Source organism: Bdellovibrionales bacterium, from assembly GCA_016714165.1.
Lineage (GTDB): Bacteria > Bdellovibrionota > Bdellovibrionia > Bdellovibrionales > UBA1609 > JADJVA01.
In genome coordinates this window covers 2130604-2146842 of sequence record JADJNU010000001.1, presented here as the reverse complement: position 1 = coordinate 2146842, position 16239 = coordinate 2130604, and the positions used below count along the sequence as shown (strand labels likewise).

The 16239-nt window shown below is 44.5% G+C and carries 18 protein-coding genes; 14 read left to right on the top strand and 4 right to left on the bottom strand.

Annotation, left to right across the window (positions count from 1 at the left end; genetic code table 11):
- Positions 1-3: 3 nt before the first annotated feature.
- The 3 genes from IPJ71_09770 to IPJ71_09760 are packed head-to-tail and all read left to right on the top strand — an operon-like array spanning position 4 to position 2532.
- Positions 4-1323 carry a glycosyltransferase family 39 protein gene (locus IPJ71_09770; protein MBK7843970.1) on the top strand — a complete coding sequence of 440 codons (1320 nt, stop codon included), beginning with the start codon at positions 4-6 and terminating at the stop codon, positions 1321-1323.
- Complete coding sequence (locus IPJ71_09765; protein MBK7843969.1) at positions 1320-2036, top strand: hypothetical protein; 717 nt, start codon at positions 1320-1322, stop codon at positions 2034-2036. The genes IPJ71_09770 and IPJ71_09765 overlap by 4 nt, the downstream gene beginning before the upstream one ends.
- On the top strand, positions 2017-2532 hold the full coding sequence (locus IPJ71_09760; GenBank protein ID MBK7843968.1) for a hypothetical protein: 516 nt from the start codon (positions 2017-2019) through the stop codon (positions 2530-2532). The genes IPJ71_09765 and IPJ71_09760 overlap by 20 nt, the downstream gene beginning before the upstream one ends.
- A 35-nt stretch (positions 2533-2567) precedes the next feature.
- Here IPJ71_09760 and IPJ71_09755 read toward each other — a convergent pair whose 3' ends face one another.
- A complete protein-coding gene (locus IPJ71_09755) occupies positions 2568-2894 on the bottom strand; it encodes a (2Fe-2S)-binding protein (GenBank protein MBK7843967.1) in 327 nt (108 codons plus the stop codon).
- A 37-nt stretch (positions 2895-2931) separates the two neighbouring features.
- On the opposite strand from IPJ71_09755, the gene IPJ71_09750 reads away from it, so the two are divergent.
- Positions 2932-3555 (top strand): 3'-5' exonuclease, encoded by a 624-nt coding sequence (locus IPJ71_09750; GenBank protein ID MBK7843966.1) that lies wholly within the window; start codon positions 2932-2934, stop codon positions 3553-3555.
- Positions 3556-3571: 16 nt separating this feature from the next.
- Here the strand turns inward: IPJ71_09750 and IPJ71_09745 are convergent, their stop codons facing one another.
- The 3 genes from IPJ71_09745 to IPJ71_09735 form a co-directional block, all read right to left on the bottom strand.
- Positions 3572-5215, bottom strand: coding sequence for an NAD+ synthase (locus IPJ71_09745; protein MBK7843965.1), 1644 nt, complete (start codon positions 5213-5215; stop codon positions 3572-3574).
- A 66-nt stretch (positions 5216-5281) separates the two neighbouring features.
- A complete protein-coding gene (locus IPJ71_09740; GenBank protein MBK7843964.1) occupies positions 5282-5704 on the bottom strand; it encodes a DUF2203 domain-containing protein in 423 nt (140 codons plus the stop codon).
- A 385-nt stretch (positions 5705-6089) separates the two neighbouring features.
- Positions 6090-6728 (bottom strand): hypothetical protein, encoded by a 639-nt coding sequence (locus tag IPJ71_09735; protein MBK7843963.1) that lies wholly within the window; start codon positions 6726-6728, stop codon positions 6090-6092.
- Between the two features lie 41 nt (positions 6729-6769).
- Between IPJ71_09735 and IPJ71_09730 the strand changes: the two genes are divergently transcribed.
- The 10 genes from IPJ71_09730 (at position 6770) to IPJ71_09685 (ending at position 16234) form a co-directional block, all read left to right on the top strand.
- Positions 6770-7804: a hypothetical protein gene (locus tag IPJ71_09730; protein ID MBK7843962.1), complete on the top strand. Its 1035-nt coding sequence runs from the start codon at positions 6770-6772 to the stop codon at positions 7802-7804.
- Between the two features lie 256 nt (positions 7805-8060).
- Positions 8061-8255 carry a hypothetical protein gene (locus IPJ71_09725; GenBank protein ID MBK7843961.1) on the top strand — a complete coding sequence of 65 codons (195 nt, stop codon included), beginning with the start codon at positions 8061-8063 and terminating at the stop codon, positions 8253-8255.
- 327 nt (positions 8256-8582) lie between these two features.
- The gene (locus tag IPJ71_09720; GenBank protein ID MBK7843960.1) at positions 8583-9077 is read left to right on the top strand and encodes a prepilin peptidase; all 495 of its coding nucleotides are present in this window, start codon (positions 8583-8585) and stop codon (positions 9075-9077) included.
- 3 nt (positions 9078-9080) lie between these two features.
- Complete coding sequence (locus IPJ71_09715; GenBank protein MBK7843959.1) at positions 9081-9362, top strand: hypothetical protein; 282 nt, start codon at positions 9081-9083, stop codon at positions 9360-9362.
- The gene (locus IPJ71_09710; protein ID MBK7843958.1) at positions 9359-10000 is read left to right on the top strand and encodes a hypothetical protein; all 642 of its coding nucleotides are present in this window, start codon (positions 9359-9361) and stop codon (positions 9998-10000) included. The genes IPJ71_09715 and IPJ71_09710 overlap by 4 nt, the downstream gene beginning before the upstream one ends.
- An 86-nt stretch (positions 10001-10086) precedes the next feature.
- Entirely contained in the window at positions 10087-10533 is a 447-nt protein-coding gene (locus IPJ71_09705; GenBank protein ID MBK7843957.1) for a hypothetical protein, read from the top strand.
- An 18-nt stretch (positions 10534-10551) separates the two neighbouring features.
- Complete coding sequence (cpaB, locus tag IPJ71_09700; GenBank protein ID MBK7843956.1) at positions 10552-11442, top strand: Flp pilus assembly protein CpaB; 891 nt, start codon at positions 10552-10554, stop codon at positions 11440-11442.
- A 3-nt stretch (positions 11443-11445) separates the two neighbouring features.
- The gene (locus IPJ71_09695) at positions 11446-12987 is read left to right on the top strand and encodes a pilus assembly protein (GenBank protein MBK7843955.1); all 1542 of its coding nucleotides are present in this window, start codon (positions 11446-11448) and stop codon (positions 12985-12987) included.
- A 119-nt stretch (positions 12988-13106) separates the two neighbouring features.
- Complete coding sequence (gene tadA, locus IPJ71_09690) at positions 13107-15359, top strand: Flp pilus assembly complex ATPase component TadA (protein ID MBK7843954.1); 2253 nt, start codon at positions 13107-13109, stop codon at positions 15357-15359.
- Positions 15356-16234 carry a type II secretion system F family protein gene (locus IPJ71_09685; GenBank protein MBK7843953.1) on the top strand — a complete coding sequence of 293 codons (879 nt, stop codon included), beginning with the start codon at positions 15356-15358 and terminating at the stop codon, positions 16232-16234. The genes tadA and IPJ71_09685 overlap by 4 nt, the downstream gene beginning before the upstream one ends.
- The last annotated feature ends 5 nt before the right edge of the window (positions 16235-16239 follow it).

The following is a 16239-nucleotide window of genomic DNA, read 5'->3' as shown; positions in this document are numbered from 1 at the left end:
ATTTTGTCACGTCTGAGCTGGCTATGGGTAATAGCCTTGCTAATCAAAATAATAGTTGCGGGTTATTTGCCCCTGTCACCTGACGAGGCCTATTACTGGGTATGGTCAAAGTACCCTCAATTGAGCTACTTCGATCATCCTCCGTTTGTGGCCTGGCTCTTCCAATTTGGCCGTATCTTTGAAAATTATTATTCTTTCGTGCGCATTCCCTCCGTTATTTTTCTTCATTTGTCATTTTGGGTGTGGATCCCCATATTGAAGAGATTCCTTGGCCAAGACGAAGTGTGGAAATGGGCGATTTTGTGGCTCTTAAATCCGCTCACCGGACCTGGCTCAATTGTGGTCACTCCAGACTTGCCACTGATGTTTTTTTTACCCTTAGCGACACTGGCTCTTCTTCGTACGATTGAAACAAAATCATTGAAATGGGCCGCCTCTTTTGGAATTTGTTTGGGGTTGGGGTTTTGCTCAAAGTATCACATGGGTCTTTTTGGTCTGATCGGCCTGACTTGGGTCCTGTGGGAAAGAAAGCTGACCCGCGGACATTGGCTGTGTCTGTTGATTGCGGCGTTTTTCTTTTCGCTGACGTCTTTGCCTGTGTGGTTATGGAATTTGAATAATGAATTTGCATCATTTCGGTTTCAAATCAATCACGGTTTAGGCCATTCAAAATGGAATCCTTTTTGGACGTGGTCCTATTTTATTGGACAGATAGGTTTGCTTTTTCCCTTTGTGGTTTGGGCGTTTTTGATAAATTTTCGAAGTGAGAGGTTGCCGAAATGGGTGAGCTTTTTTGCTTTGGGTCCTCTCATTTTTTTTCTGGCGAGTTCTTTTAGGGGCAAGGTAGAAGCAAATTGGCCAATATTGGCTTACCCCTTCTTTCTAGCGGTGGCAGGTCTCTACTTTCCTTCGCGACTGTTTAAAATAACTTTGGTTACCTGGGTTGCTTTGACTTCATTTTTTGTTGTGGATTTGGGTTATGGGATCGTGCCAGAAAAGTGGACGCCATCCAAATTGAAGGAGATTAAACGGATAGAATCAGCTTTCGGGGAAACGAGGCAGTACAGGCCGTTGTTTGTGCATTCTTATCAGGTCGCTGCCAAGATGAGTTTTTTGAATAGAGAAGCCATTTACAAGCTTCGCGGAAGTGGGCGATTTGATTTTTTTGATGGATTGGAAGGATCAATGCCTCCTAGGGAGCTATTTTATTTTCTCACATTACGTGGAGAATCATTGCCTGTCGATTACAACACAGATTTCATTGTTTCTGATCGAACGGAGATAGGGGATGATTTTGACTTACTCAAAGTGATTCCTAAATGAAAAAGCTGCTGTTGTTCTCTGGTGTTTTGATTTTCTTTATTGGATACGGACTTGTTATTAGTCAATGGAATCTCTCTGTGATGCCAGCAGAGCTCGTTACCAAGAATCCGAGCGGATTTTATGATTATCAGGGAATTATGAATGTTCATACTGCCTCAGGCAGGGGAAGTCGTAGCATTCAGGATGTGATTTCCATTGCCCAAGAATCGGAATTGGATTTTGTTTTTTTTACTGATTTAAATCAGGAATTGAAACCTAAGAATCTTGAAGGATATCATGGAAACCTATATGTTTTTGTGGATGGACAATACAGTTATTTAGATTCAAGAATATTGAATTTTGATTCATCGGACCCCCTTGAATTAAGAGGACCTGGTCGATCGCAGATTTTTTTTGCGGACCAACTAACGAATGCCAATAGAACTAAAGATTTAGGTATTTTTGTTTTGGCTCACCCATTTAAACCCGGTTTTAAATGGAAAGGGAATTTTCCTGTTGGGTTGGATGGGATTGAAATTATCAATCTAAAATCCATCTGGCAGAAATCTTGGATTGAGAGAAAAGCTTCATTTTTTTGGACTTTATTTCTGTATCCTTTTAACAGCAGAATGGCGCTTATTAGAATATTCGATATGCCTTGGGAGGAAATTGCTCTTTGGGATCGTTTGAATCTCGATAGAAGGGTTTTGGGATTTGCAGGGGTCGGATGCTGAAGCAAAACTGAGGATTTCACAAAAGTATTCAATTGAATTTCCTTCCTATTCAACTTTATTTGGTCTTGTTCGGAATCACATTTTACTGCCTTCAGAGTTGACTGGTGATGGGAAGTCAGATCGAGTAAAAATCGCCTCCGCGATTCGAAAAGGGCAGTTTTATATGAGTTTAGATTCCCTTGCGAATCCGAGGGGTTTTATTTCTCTTATTGAACGATTGCATCAGCCTCCTGTGCTCATTGGAGGAGATCTTAAATTTGAAGCGGGAATGATCTTGAAAACAGTGTTGCCGCAGAAGCCGAACGTGCCCTTTGACGTTATCTATTACCGAAATGGGGAGAGAATCATGGTATCTAATTCTGTGGAGACAACTTTGAGATTGCCCGGTCCTGGCGTTTATCGCGTCATGGTGAGGGTTATTCCGACCTTGCCTCTTCCCGATGGCAAGAAGTGGATTCCATGGATTTTTACGAATCCCTTTTTTGTGCGGGACTAGTTTGGGCAAACAAGTAGCCATGACTGTGAGGGGCTTCATTTTCGGTAATTTGGAATGCAGATCTCCATGCCAGGACAAGGGATCAGCTGGCAGGCAAGGCGTTCTTCGTCAAGAAATCCTCTTTCAATGGCGACTTCATTTTCAATCGACGTTCGTGGCAAAAAACCTGAAACGGGATTTTTAGTAAGAATCACTCGGCAGGTTGTGCACGTTCCCATTCCTTCGCAGGAGTGCGGGATATCAATATCATGTCTGAGTGCAACATCTAAAACAGTCTTGCTGGTTCCAATTGTGACCTTTTCGCCAGGCGGATTGAAGAGAATGGATGAAGTATCATGATTTTTATTTTTTTTGATGAACATTGTTGAAACAGTATGACTTCTTCGCTAATAAAAATCTATGCAGTTTGTAGCGTTTGACCTTGAAACAACGGGAACCTTGCCCGGGGTCGATAGGATCGTTGAAATTGGGGCTGTTCGATTTGTTGATGGGGTTGTAGAGTCTGTTTACACAACTCTGGTGGACCCCCTCGTTCCAATTCCTGCTGCAGCATCTAGAGTTAACCAAATAACGGACGACATGGTTAGAGGAAAGCCGACAATTGATGTTCTGCTTGATTCCTTTGCTGAATTTTGTGATGCCGATGTTATCGTTGCTCACAATGCGATTTTTGACGCCCAGTTCTTAACCTCTGATATCAAGAAGTTTGATGCGCGAGCCCCTAAAGGCGCAATTCTTGATACCTATGGGATGGCGAAGCGGATCCTGCCAGGATTGGCTAACTATCGCTTAGGTACCCTTGTTCAGCATTTGAACATTGATTCCCAAGAATTCCACAGAGCTCAAGCAGACGCTTCTTACTGTGGGAAACTTTTCATTCACTTGATAAGGAAAATAACTGGAAATATTCTAGAAATGCCACCCCTTGAAAATTTGATTAATTTGACTGGCCGTGCAGAAATTCGATTTCCGCAGATCGTACCTCAACCAAAGCAACTTGGTTTTTTGGATGGCCTGTTATAGACGGCTATTCAGTCCTTTAATCGAGAGAATGTTGGGCGATGGGGAAACGGCGTCCTCGACCAAAGGCGTGATCGGATACCTTTAATATCGGTGGGGCCTGCCATCGTTTAAATTCTGAGGCAACCATGAGGCTTAAGATTCTCTTTTCCAATGGGCCACGCGGCGCCTTTCGTTTGACGACCAACTTATGAACAATTTGATCCAGTAATTCGTAGGGAGGCAGAGTGTCTTGATCCAGTTGATTTGGTCTCAGTTCAGCAGAGGGAGGTCTTGTGATGATCTCATGAGGGATGAGTTCGGATTCCAAATTATAATGTTTGCACATAGCTATAACTTCGCCCTTAAGAAGGTCGCCTATTGGAGAAAGTCCTCCACACAGATCTCCATAGAGGGTGCTATACCCGACAGCGAGTTCGCTCTTGTTGCTTGTATTTAGAAGGAGGCTATTTTCCCGATTTGAATAGCCCATTAATAGCAGTCCGCGCAATCGCGCCTGAACATTTTCGTTCATCAAACCAAATTCTCGAGCCCCCCAGGAATCTTCAATCCCGGAAATAACAGAAGAGTAAATGGGATTCATTGGAATGATCTTGAACTCAATTCCAATATTCTGAGCAAGTTGTTCTGCTGAGGTAAGACTCTCTGGTCGGCTGTAGGGGCCGGGTATCGAAATGCCACATACATTCTGAGGTCCAACTGCATCTTTTGCCAAACAGGCGACAAGAGCTGAATCGATACCTCCGCTCAGGCCGAGATGCAGACGACCAATACCAACTTTTTGTGCAAAATCTCTCATCCCCAAAACAAGAGCTTGGCGAAGGAGTTCGATCTTGGAATGGCGCTTTTTGAAGGAGGGGAACTTCTTGGGGGCGTGATTCTTGGGCTCATCAAGATCAATGACTTGCAAATTCTCTTCGAAAAACGGTGCCTGTGTCAGCATATTACCGCTTTTGTCCACCGCGAAGCTACCACCGTCAAAAATCAACTCATCTTGGGCGCCCACCATATTGACGTAAATCACTGGAGCCTTAAAGCAGGAGGCAGCTTTTGCGACCACCTTCCTTCTAAAATGACCCTTTTGTGAAGTAAAAGGTGAGGCACTGAGGTTTACTACCAGGTCCATTTTCTTTTTCACAGACGTCAGGGGATTTATTGCATAGGGGGACCTTCCCGAGGGAGATATCTCCGGCCATGCCCACAGATCCTCACAGACGGTGACGAGAATGTTTTTACCCTTGAGCGAAAAAAAATTGATCCCTTTCGGTGGGCCTGGCTCAATATGCCTTCCCTCGTCAAAAACGTCGTAGGCCGGGAGCAGTTTTTTTGGGAAGAACCTGGGGAGTTTGTCTTTTGAAAGGAGTACCGCTGAATTGCAATACGGCTTTCCTGATGAATTCATATTATCTGTGAAAGCCCCAAGTAGAACGGCCAATCCTTTTGGTATCTCTTTGCTCAGAAAATGTAACTGTCGTTTCTGAGAATCAATAACTGAGGGACGCTCAAGAAGATCCATTGGGAGGTATCCAAACAAAGATGCCTCCGGAAAGACGATGAGGTCACAATTTTTGTCAGCTGCTCGCTGACAATAGTCCAAAATCTTTTTTCTATTTCCAAAAAAATCACCCAAAACCGAGTTGATTTGCGCCAAAGCAATCCTCATGAAAATGCTCCTCACGAACAGATAGACTAAAAAAGTAGACGGTTAAGTGCCAAGAAAATACCACCTTTAGTCTATTTGGAGTGCACAATTCCGCTCAGAGGTTCTCAGCCTTTCCCTTATCCAATATTCGATGGGTCTTCTATTGCTGAAGCCATCGTTATAGGCATGCCAATACATGATTTGTTCTTCCGGATATTTCCAGCAGAAATGCCCGTCTCCAGAGTCAAAGTCAACCAGCCAAAGTCCTTTAGAAACGGCGCCCAACTTTTTGATTTTGTCGTGCCATGAATTGATCAATGAGTTAATTTCTTCTTCAAGTACCGAGCCTCCCCGTCCTTGCGGATATTCTGTTTCCAGGCGACTGATCAGTGCGTCCACCTTTTCGCTGTGATATTTAGTTAATCGACGGATCACCGGCAGCAATTCGCCGGCCTCCTCTAAAGTAAAAATACCTTCACGATAAATCGTGACTATTCCCGAGCTATCCATCCCCACATCCCCCTACTGAATACTATTCATTACTTAGTATCAAATATTCAACATCCCAGATTTCCTTGAAAATTTTCTCTCATGTGATGCTGCTAAGGGCGGGATGGAATGCAATTGCCAATAACTTATCGCATCAATCCCAAGATTTGCTTATTTGTAGGCCTTGGCCACCAAGGAGAACAACGAGGGCGATAATAATTGCCGCTATAATCAGAATCCGGATGAAGTTACCAAACGACATCTCATTTTCATCGATAGTTTGCTCTTTTGCAGCGATCTTACGGTTGACTCTAATTTTTTCTTCTCTGTTGGAAGCTCCCCCTAGCTTATCACTTTTTTGTTTTTGCGGCGATCTTGTCTTCTGCGTTTTTATCTTTGTCGGCGGCTAGGCCAAAGGCCCTATCCAATGTCGATATCTTGATCTTTTGTTTCTATCAGCCTGTCCCGACACTGAACTTGGCAAAGATATTTCAGTGCTTCCAGTATAGAGATTCTTACCTCCGGCCCTGGCTCGGTTTCCTTTTGATTTCACTGAAGCTTGCGCGCCACGATCACCTTGATCGAAACTAGAGTTACTATTTGCTTTCCGTCGACCGCCAGCTCTCGAATAAGAGGCCTGTCCTGACGAATTGCCACTTCCTTCACTTCCCGGAGAGGGAGCCGGCTTTTTTGTCCCGCCGCCACCGCCGTTACCGCCACCGCCGCCACCACCACCACCTCCACCGCCACCACCACCTCCTCCGGGAGGGACGCCGGCCGTAAAGGTAAATTTCTCGTAAAGTTGACTGCAGATTCCAGTGTCGCCACCGGTCCCCCCTATCCCTGGAAGCTCACCGGTCTCGAGGAGGCAAGCGAAGTAGCTGCCAAAATAGGAAGTGGCCCATCGGGAGAATGATCCATTAAATTGATAGAGAACGCCAATGGCAATGGAGACGATAACAATGAGGACTAAGATGTACTCGATCACGCCCTGTCCAGATTGAGAAAGGATGAGTCGAGATGTCGGCAGCTTTGTATCATTCATTTTTATCGTCCACAATTGAACAATTGTTGGTATAATTCACCATGCTCTATCGGTTTGTTTTGGGATTTTCAGTAGCCCTTTTAGTTGGTAAGTCCGCAATTGCAGACAAGACCCGAAAAGGTGGATCTTCTAAAGATCATTCAGAACCAAAGCAATCGACAAAGGCGAGAGAGGAAAACGCAAATCAGGCCTTTCAGGCGGGTGACCATCGGAAAGTTGAAGAGCTGCTTATTGGTCATTTGACTGAGATTTCGAAATCCTCTCGTCTTTTGTTGGCGAATTCCCTGCATAACGAAAAAAAGTACACAGATGAGATTCGTGTTTTGGAATTGTCTATCAAGGAAAATGAAGCAGATTATCTCGCCTTAACACGAATAGGAGATGCCTATGCAGAATTGAAGAAAACAGATGAGGCAACAAGTTCATACCGTGCTGCAATTAGCTCAAATCGAAAGTATTTTCCGGCTTACGAAAATCTTCTTTTTCTCTTTGAATCGACAAATAATTTTTATGAAGCAAAGATAGTTCTTAAGGATATGTCGAAAATATTTGGTGCAAAAAAGGAATTTTATCACAAGCTTTGTCGCTTAGATTCTCTTGATGGATACATAGATAGCGGATTGAAAAATTGTCTCGATGCGATTTATAGGGATCCGGATTATCCTGACTCTTATGTTTATCTTGCAAATAACTATCGTGATGCCGGCGAAAAAGTGAAGGCACAGAGGGCCTATATAGATGCGGCAAAAAAATTTCAGAACTCTGAGTTTGTTCAGAGCGCGGCTGGTCGATATCACTTGGAGATTCAGGACAATCATTCTGCATTTAAATATTTTAGCCAGGCCGCAAAATCTGATCCAAACTCGGTTCGAGCGCTGGTTGGGTTGGCAAAAAGTGGCCTTGAGATTGGGGAATTCAAGGTTTCGCTAGATTCCTTCATGAAGGCTTGTAAAAGTGATAAGTCCGTCACAGGTGAGTTCCGTCACGCAGCGGCTCAGTTGCGTGTCAAACGCAATTACAAGTGGAGTGGGGACTTTGAAGCAAAATCAACTTTGTGCCGAGTTGATGACAAGTAGGTGTATAGATTTTTGACATTGTCTCATGTTGAAGCATAAGAGTGTCAATTAATGCTCGATAGAAAGAGATTTCTTGAGGCTTTTCAAACCCATGCTACAATCAAATCATAGCGCATTTCACGTTTATCAATCGCTAAACGTAGTTCGTGAATTCATAGGGTAAATAATTAAAAATATATAAATTCTTTAGGAAGTCATTGTCCTAAGGCTCATGTATTGGTCGTCTTGTACCGATACAGAAATAAGGGAGAACGCTATGAGAGACCTCAAGAAATTCGCTAAAGCCATTTGGTCTGATGAGTCAGGTCAAGGAGCAACAGAATATATCCTGCTCCTTGTGGTTGTTGTCGGACTTGTGATGCTATTTGGTCCGCGAATCAAAGGAATGGTTGGAGAGAAATTGAGCGATTTGGCTGGCGGAATGGGAAGTATTGTTCCTACTGGTGAGTGATTGTTTCTGAAGAAATTTTCACTGGTCTAGGGCAATGAAGAACCTTCAATGAGCGAATTGAAGGTTCTGTGTATGACGTTTGTTGAATGCGGTTGACACTCACATGGGGGATTGTCTGATGACCGTTGAGCTGGTTCTGCTGTTAGGACTTTATGCTTTCATCATCATGGGAGTCTTCCTTGGTGACTCTGGACCTTTGGGGAACATTTAAAAAATCCGGGCCGCGTTTAGGAGCTCGAGTTGAGAGAAATATTTCAACAGGGTGGGGCTTTCGTAAAGCAACAGACGGCGATAAAATCAATTGGTTAAGGCCGGGTGGGAGTTGACGTGCATACTGTATTGGCCGTGGGGCTGCCCACCACTATCCTATTGGCTGGTCTTATTGATGATCTTCGATCAGGAAAAGTTCACAACTGGCTCATCCTCAGTCTCGGATTAGTGACGGTACTCACGGTTGGTATATTTATGCAATTATCAGGGATAAATCAGGGACTTTTAGGTTCAGGAATGGCGATTGTGCTGTGTATTCCTCTTTTTAAAGGCGGAATACTGGGTGGAGGTGATCTTAAACTTCTCACTGTCTTTGGGTTATCTACGGATTGGAATACGGTCCTTTGGGTTTTAGTGTATTCGTTTTTTTGGGGAGCTCTGTTAGGCTTCATTAGAGCTGTTCTTTCTGGAAATGCAATAAAGCTATTGAAAAACACAATCAAACTGGCCCTGCCAAGAACAAAGAGAGAGGACCTACAGCTCCAAAGGATTCCCTATACGGTAGCTCTCGCCTTTGGCTGGTTGACTCAATTGAGCCTGGTCTGGAGCTAGACGATGAAAATATGGGCTTCCACCTCAAATGCTCTCAATTCAGGTCAAAAGGGACAATCAGTTGTCGAGGCCGTTTTGTTAGCTATCGTGTTGTTGGGTATTACAATGTTTGTTTCAAATTTTTTTAAAAAGGAAGAGCTCATAAGAAAAATTATCTCCGGACCTTGGCAGAATTTGGCAGGGATGATTCAAAACGGAGTTTGGGCGCAACGGTCAGCTAGCATGCAGGTTCATCCAAACGTTCACAGGCGACATGTATCGGTGAAGGGGGCTGCTGCAAAATGAACGCTCAAAATCCATTTTCAGTTTTAAATTCAGAAAAAGGTATCTTAACCATCGATTTTATTTTTGCATTTCTTATGGTTCTGGGATTTGCATCTCTAATGATTGCTCTGTCTTTGACTCTCACTATGGTTGAGGTCACTCAATACATTACATTTGCTTCAGCTCGAAATTTTTATGCGGCTCACATTGCCCCGCCAGCGCAGGAAACCTTGGCAACTAATAAATATGAAGAGCTGACAAATCATCCAGTTTTTACTACGCTTTATAATAATGGTTGGTTTTCAATTCAGCATCCACCCATTGTCGGGGACATTTCTCTAAAATTTCCTGAATATCAGCCAACGAATGCAGGCGACCCCAATCTTTTTTGGGGCGTTGGCACTTCATTTGTTGCTCGCATGCTTGACTTCAATATTCCCATTTATGGTTCCACCACAAATGAGGGAGATGGATCAGGCGACGGATTTAATACATTTATTGCTTCGTATCTGGGCAGGGAAGTGACTACGAACGAGTGTATAAATTTTTCCCGCAATCGATGGATCGCCATTCGCAAGCTTTCAGCGATTGGCTCAGTGGGATATTCGACGAGCACGTCTGATGGTGGCTATATGACTTTCACTGATAACGGGTGTTGAATATGGAGATTAATAGGAATGGTCTTCAGAGGAGGGATTTCGATTGGTCTCCAAGGTCGCGAACCCGCCATAGCAAGCAGAGAGGTATGGCGACTCTTGAATCTCTCCCGCTTTTGGTTATCTTTTCTGTTTTGATGAGTTACGGAATGGGACTGTTTGGTGCCGTTCATACAGGTATTTTGCAATCCATTGCCGCGCGCACTTACGCTTTTGAAACATTCAGAAACCGAACTAATCTCACGTTATTTAGAGAAAATTTAAGTGGGTTGTCAGATCCACTGCAGACACAATTGTTTGGCATTCGTTTTCACGCAGTATTAACTGAAATTCCAAGTCCGCAATCAGAGTTTTTCGCATCTGAGCGACCACTTGCGGTGGGACGAAATGTGGCGCAGACCGGTCGCGAATTTAATGTCCACAATCAAAATGTATTCAATGGAATTGGATTGCGAAACGAGACAGTTGAGGTGAGTCCTATTTGGATCATGGTTGGTTATGGAATCTGTTTATCTGCAGCCTGTGGGGACAACTGATGGAAGGAGCATTTTTAAATGAATCAAAATGAAACAAGAACACTTTGGATCAGCGTGGGGGCGGCCCTGTTTTCTGTATTTTTACTCTACAGCTACACTCAGGAGAAAAGTGCTGAACTAACAAAGAAGTTTGGAGCCAAGCAGAGAGTCGTAGTGGCTAACCAGGACATCATGGAAATGAATACGATCGATGAAACCATGCTTCAGGTCGTTGAAAAGCCCGTTGATTTCATAGAGCCTACGGCGCTTTCGAATCCTGAGCTCGCTGTCGGAAAGGTCGCCCTAGCTCCGATCAAAAAAGACGAGCAAATTTTGGAAAGCAAAATCATGGAACCAGGTCCAGTGACGGGACTATCTTTGCAGGTAGCCCCCAGTAAACGAGCGGTAACCCTGCCCGTTGACGAAATGCGAGGAGTTGGAAAGCTTGTAAAGCCCGGTGACCGCATCGACATTATTGCCGCACTTGATGTCGGTAAGGGTCCTGCACAAAGGCGCGAAGTGAAAACAATTATGCAAGATGTAATTATTTTGGCGACTGGTCTAAAAATATTTAATGAATTGCCACGCCTGTATGAGAAGCAGGGGAGAGAAGACTTCATCAAGAACATTCGAGGTGATACGACTTTTACCAATATTACCGTTGAGGTATCTCCCCAGGAGGCGCAGGATCTGATCTATATTTTGTCCACTTCTCCGGGCTCATTGTTTTTGACATTGAGGCATCCAAGCGATCGAACTCCTCGGAGACTTCCATCTTCCACGGTAGAATCAGTTTTAGGAAGAGTGACCAGCCCAATGCTTGCGGAGCAGCTGAGGTCGCCTACTGCGGCTTTACCACCACCTCCGCCATCACTTCCCCCTGCCTCTGCCGCAAAGAAGAAGGCTAAGGGCCCTTGGAAGGATTTATAACGAATGAATTTGAGCAAGGTAGCCAACGTGTTCAAGATCTCAGAGCTGAGGAAAAGGAGAAATTCTTTTGCCTTTGCGAGACTGATTATACTGGTGTGCCTAGCCAATTATTCGGCAGAGGTTTGCGGCGATGATAAGGCTGGCTATCCGGTAAAGGATCTTGCGCTGTCAGTTGGGGTCTACCACGATGAGATCATTCCCAATGCTCCAGCTAGTATCAGTCAATCAGGAACCTTTCGTGGAAAGACTCAGGTTCAGTACAATCCAGAGACAAAGACACTCCGATTTTATCCCAAGCAAATAGGAGTTGCGACTTTGATCGTTCAGGATCCCGCCACAGGAGTAGTTCTTTATGAATTTCATCTCGACATTAAAAAGACTGATCTTCGCAAGGTCGCGCGCGAAATAGGCGACCTTTTAGGTGACATTGAGGGGATTACGATCAAGATCTTGAACTCAAAGGTGATCGTGGACGGCCAGATCTTACTGCCTCGAGACATGGCGAGAATTCACGCGGTCGTAAAGCAGTACGGTGGATCTGCCGACACTCTCGTGGTTTTAAGTCCAGTCGCCCAACGCAAGATTGCCGAATTAATTGAAAGGGACATAAATAATCCGGAAATTTCCGTTCGTGCGGTCAATGGCAAATTTATTTTGGAGGGTTTTGCCAACGATAAGCTGGAGAAGGATCGGGCAGAAATTATCTCGAAAACTTATGTGCCTGATGTTGTGGTTGATACGGCAGAGGCAGACAAAAAGATCCTTCCTCGCAAGGTTGATGTGGTGATTAACTTGATCAAGCTAAAGCCAGCGCCTGCCGAGGAACCAAAGAAAATTGTTCAACTAGTTGTCCATTATGTCGAATTGCAAAAGGATTACACGAAGAGTTTTCGTTTTCAATGGACTCCAGACATTGGAGATGGATCGTCGATGAAATTCACAACAGGGGGGAACTCGACCGGTGGCGTGGTGACGACGATCACGGGTACGATCTCAAATCTTTTGCCAAAGCTCAATTGGGCAAAGGAACATGGACACGCGCGCGTTTTGCAGAGTTCCAGTTTGATTGTTCAAGACGGAAATCCTGGAATCATCAATTCTATTTCGCGCATTCCCTATCAAATAGTTAATGCGCAGGGCCAGCCATCTACTAACTTTGAGGAGACTGGCATTCGATCAAACATTACCCCGGCCATTTTGGGTGCACGATCTGATAGTGTGCAATTGCAATTAAATTTTTCTGTGAAGAGCTTGGTTTCTTACACGGATCAAGGACCATTGACATCCGCTCGAGAGGTCCAAACTGTCATTGTCGTGCGCAGTGGTCAAAGTGCAGCCGTGGGAGGTCTGATCACCAATGACAGTGGCACGAATTACAATAAACTCCCGGCCAATGCCAGCCGAAATCCAATTATATCGCTCTATGCATCAAAGGATTTTCGACGAAATCAGAGCCAATTTGTGATGTTTGTGACTCCGATTATCAAAAGTTCGGCCAGTGCCGGGTCTGAAAAAATTAAGCGCAAATTTCGATTGAATAATTGATAGTTGATCAATAGGTCGAGTCGGGGTGATCAAGCCTCAGACTTTCTCCCTTTTTTCCGATAGGACGATAGAGGGAGCTTAAATTGGCTATTCATGAAAATTGCCATTTGATTTGCGTCATGGGCGGCAAGGGTGGTGTCGGGAAGAGCGTTTTTGCGGCCAATCTGGCTTGTACTTTGATGCTTGAAATGAGAGCGAAAACGCTTCTCATTGATTTAGATGCAAGAAGTTGCGGTGATCAGAACGTGATCACCGGGCTGCGTCCGCAGAAGACCGCCGGAGATCTGGCCAACTTGAAGGTTTCTATTAACGCCCAAAACATTGGAACAATCGTTGCCCAGCACGCATCTGGACTTCATTTCTTAGGCGCGGTGCAAACTCCTGATCAGGTCCTGGATGCCTCACCCGAGCTATTTAGGAAGCAACTATTTGTTCTCAGTCAAAATTATAAATTCATCGTGGTGGATCTAGGATCAGATATAACGCCTCTCCAACTGGGTATGATTGAGGATTCGAGCTCTGTCATCGTCGTAACAACAGCAGAAGTCTTAGCAGTCAATCAAACTCGTAGAGTGATGAATGACCTTATGGCAGCAACTGTGCCAGGGGATTTATTTCAGATAGTCTTGAATATGGTCTCGCGTACCAGTATTGATCAGAGAGTGATTAGTCAGGGGTTAAGGCGACCAGTCATTGGGTCTATACCTCAGGACGATCAGACAGCTTACACGGCTCTTCAGCGCTCAACCCCGTTTGTTTTGACTGCTCAGAATATTCCAATTACCTCAGCCTATCACGACATCGTAAGAGTTCTCACTGGTGGTATCATTCAAAAGCTGAAAGGTTTGTCTCGCCCGCAAAATTTGAAAGCCCTATCGACGACTCTCTCCTCCGGTACCGCCCCTCAACTGAGGGCTGGACAATCATCCTCTCCAATGGAGAAACCTCATCGAGAGTTGGATTTCCTTACGCAAATGAAGCTACAGATTCACAGTGAGCTAATCAAGGAGATGGATCTCAAAAAGGATTTGACAAGCTCAAAGGGCGATACAGCAAAGGAAAAAGAACTTCACTCAAAAACGCAACGAGTGATTACTCAGTTGGCCGATAAGCTTGGCCAGGGAATGCCACGCGATCAGCGTAGCCGGGTGATTAAAGAGGTTCTTGATGAGTCACTTGGCTTGGGGCCATTAGAAGACTTACTTGCCGACCCAACTGTCACCGAGATAATGGTTAACGGATCCAATAAAATTTATATCGAGAAAAACGGAAAACTCACATTGAGCACCGTGACCTTTACGTCAAACCTCCAGCTGCGAAATGTGATTGAGAGAATAGTGACTCCATTGGGACGAAGGATTGACGAGAAAACTCCCTACTGTGACGCTCGCTTGGCAGATGGAAGTCGTGTCAATGCGGTGATTGAGCCACTGTCGATCGACGGTCCAGCAGTTACTATTCGAAAATTTCCTCAAGATCGCATTGTTCCCGATGACTATGTTCATCGATTTAAATCGATGACTCAGTCTATGGTGGACTTCATCAGAATTTGTGTGGAAGAGGGTCTCAATATAATTATTTCTGGAGGTACTGGGTCCGGCAAAACGACTTTACTCAATGTGATGTCGGGATTTATTCCGGCCAATGAGAGAATTATCACAGTTGAAGATGCTGCTGAATTGCAGTTAAAACAGGAGCATGTTGTAAGATTAGAAACTCGGCCTGCCAACATGGAGGGCTCAGGAGAGATTTCGATCCGAGATCTGGTTCGGAACTCTTTAAGAATGAGACCAGATCGGATCATTGTAGGAGAGTGTCGAGATGGAGCCGCCTTGGATATGTTGGCGGCGATGAACACAGGCCATGATGGATCCATGACGACGGTTCACGCCAACAATCCGAGGGAGGCTGTATCCCGACTGGAGACTCTTTGCCTGATGGCTGGAATGGATCTTCCCGTAAGAGCAATTCGGGAACAAATTGCTGGAGCGGTCGATCTTATCGTGCAGATATCAAGAATGAGTGATGGCAGCAGGAAACTGGCAAGTATTACAGAAGTCGTCGGAATGCAGGGTGAAGTGGTTACTCTTCAAGAAATTTTCCGTTTCAAGGAGGAGGGCTTCGATAAAAATAGAAAAATTATAGGGACGTTTCAGGCCATGGGACTCATTCCCACATTCATTGAGAAATTTGAAGCGCGGGGAGTGACGATACCACGGAATTTATTTACCACGAACACCACAGATACTCCAACAAATGCTGGTCAGGCTGCGAATTCACAGGGAGGTCCTCGGCCGCGGGTGTCTCCCCAACTCAATTCGCGAATGACGAGGTCGAATCCTATAAAAAAAGTGGGAGGAGAGGAAACATGAGTGTCATCTTTGGAAACGACTTTATTGTCATTTTGTTGTTTGGAATCTCAATATTTATTTTGTCTTATCTCATGTCCGATAAACTTCTCCACAAGCTCCATGAACGAAGTTTAGGAAACAGAGAAGAGGTTCTCCGTTTGCTAGATATGATGTTTGTAGAGACGAATCGCACGAGGGTGACTTTATTGATGTTTCTGTTGAGTTTTGGAATGGGAGCTCTGGTTTTCTTGATTTTTTGGCCTAATTTGATTATTGGCATTATTTTCGGATTTATTGTGACTCTTATTGGTTGGTCCATTCCAAAAAATTTAATGCGATCTCTCTGGGAGAGGCGTTGCACTCGCTTTACGGATCAAATGGTTGATGGATTGACGATTATGTCCAATGGAATAAAGAGTGGACTGAGCATAACGCAATCAATGGAACGCGTTGTGATGAATATGTCAGGACCCATCGCCCAGGAGTACACTCTTGTTTTAAATAAAATTCGTCTTGGCATGTCTGTTGAGGAGGCCTTGAATGAGATGGGTGACCGAGTTCCTCGACAAGATGTGCAGATGTTTGTGACAGCAGTAAATATTCTCAAAGAAACCGGAGGAAATCTCTCCGAAACTTTCTCCACAATTGTGATGACTATTCGAGAGCGACAAAAGGTAGAAAAGAAGATACAAGCGATGACGGCTCAAGGTCTTATGCAAGCGGTTATTATTACCTTGGTCCCGTTTGTCTTGCTGATCATTTTTCTCGTTATTGATCCCAACTATGTCAAACCACTTTTTTCCACGCCTTTGGGCTGGATTGCACTAGCTATCATGCTCGGTCTGCAAGTAATCGGTGGAGTGATGATGAAAAAAATTGTTACAATCAGGGTGTAAAAAGG

Coding starts and splice junctions, on each gene's coding strand:
- IPJ71_09765 (MBK7843969.1), top strand. CDS start 1,320: ATGAAAAAGCTGCTGTTGTTCTCTGGTGTTTTGATTTTCTTTATTGGA.
- IPJ71_09755 (MBK7843967.1), bottom strand. CDS start 2,894: ATGTTCATCAAAAAAAATAAAAATCATGATACTTCATCCATTCTCTTC.
- IPJ71_09750 (MBK7843966.1), top strand. CDS start 2,932: ATGCAGTTTGTAGCGTTTGACCTTGAAACAACGGGAACCTTGCCCGGG.
- IPJ71_09745 (MBK7843965.1), bottom strand. CDS start 5,215: ATGAGGATTGCTTTGGCGCAAATCAACTCGGTTTTGGGTGATTTTTTT.
- IPJ71_09740 (MBK7843964.1), bottom strand. CDS start 5,704: ATGGATAGCTCGGGAATAGTCACGATTTATCGTGAAGGTATTTTTACT.
- IPJ71_09735 (MBK7843963.1), bottom strand. CDS start 6,728: ATGAATGATACAAAGCTGCCGACATCTCGACTCATCCTTTCTCAATCT.
- IPJ71_09730 (MBK7843962.1), top strand. CDS start 6,770: ATGCTCTATCGGTTTGTTTTGGGATTTTCAGTAGCCCTTTTAGTTGGT.
- IPJ71_09725 (MBK7843961.1), top strand. CDS start 8,061: ATGAGAGACCTCAAGAAATTCGCTAAAGCCATTTGGTCTGATGAGTCA.
- IPJ71_09715 (MBK7843959.1), top strand. CDS start 9,081: ATGAAAATATGGGCTTCCACCTCAAATGCTCTCAATTCAGGTCAAAAG.
- IPJ71_09710 (MBK7843958.1), top strand. CDS start 9,359: ATGAACGCTCAAAATCCATTTTCAGTTTTAAATTCAGAAAAAGGTATC.
- IPJ71_09705 (MBK7843957.1), top strand. CDS start 10,087: ATGGCGACTCTTGAATCTCTCCCGCTTTTGGTTATCTTTTCTGTTTTG.
- cpaB (MBK7843956.1), top strand. CDS start 10,552: ATGAATCAAAATGAAACAAGAACACTTTGGATCAGCGTGGGGGCGGCC.
- IPJ71_09695 (MBK7843955.1), top strand. CDS start 11,446: ATGAATTTGAGCAAGGTAGCCAACGTGTTCAAGATCTCAGAGCTGAGG.
- tadA (MBK7843954.1), top strand. CDS start 13,107: ATGGGCGGCAAGGGTGGTGTCGGGAAGAGCGTTTTTGCGGCCAATCTG.
- IPJ71_09685 (MBK7843953.1), top strand. CDS start 15,356: ATGAGTGTCATCTTTGGAAACGACTTTATTGTCATTTTGTTGTTTGGA.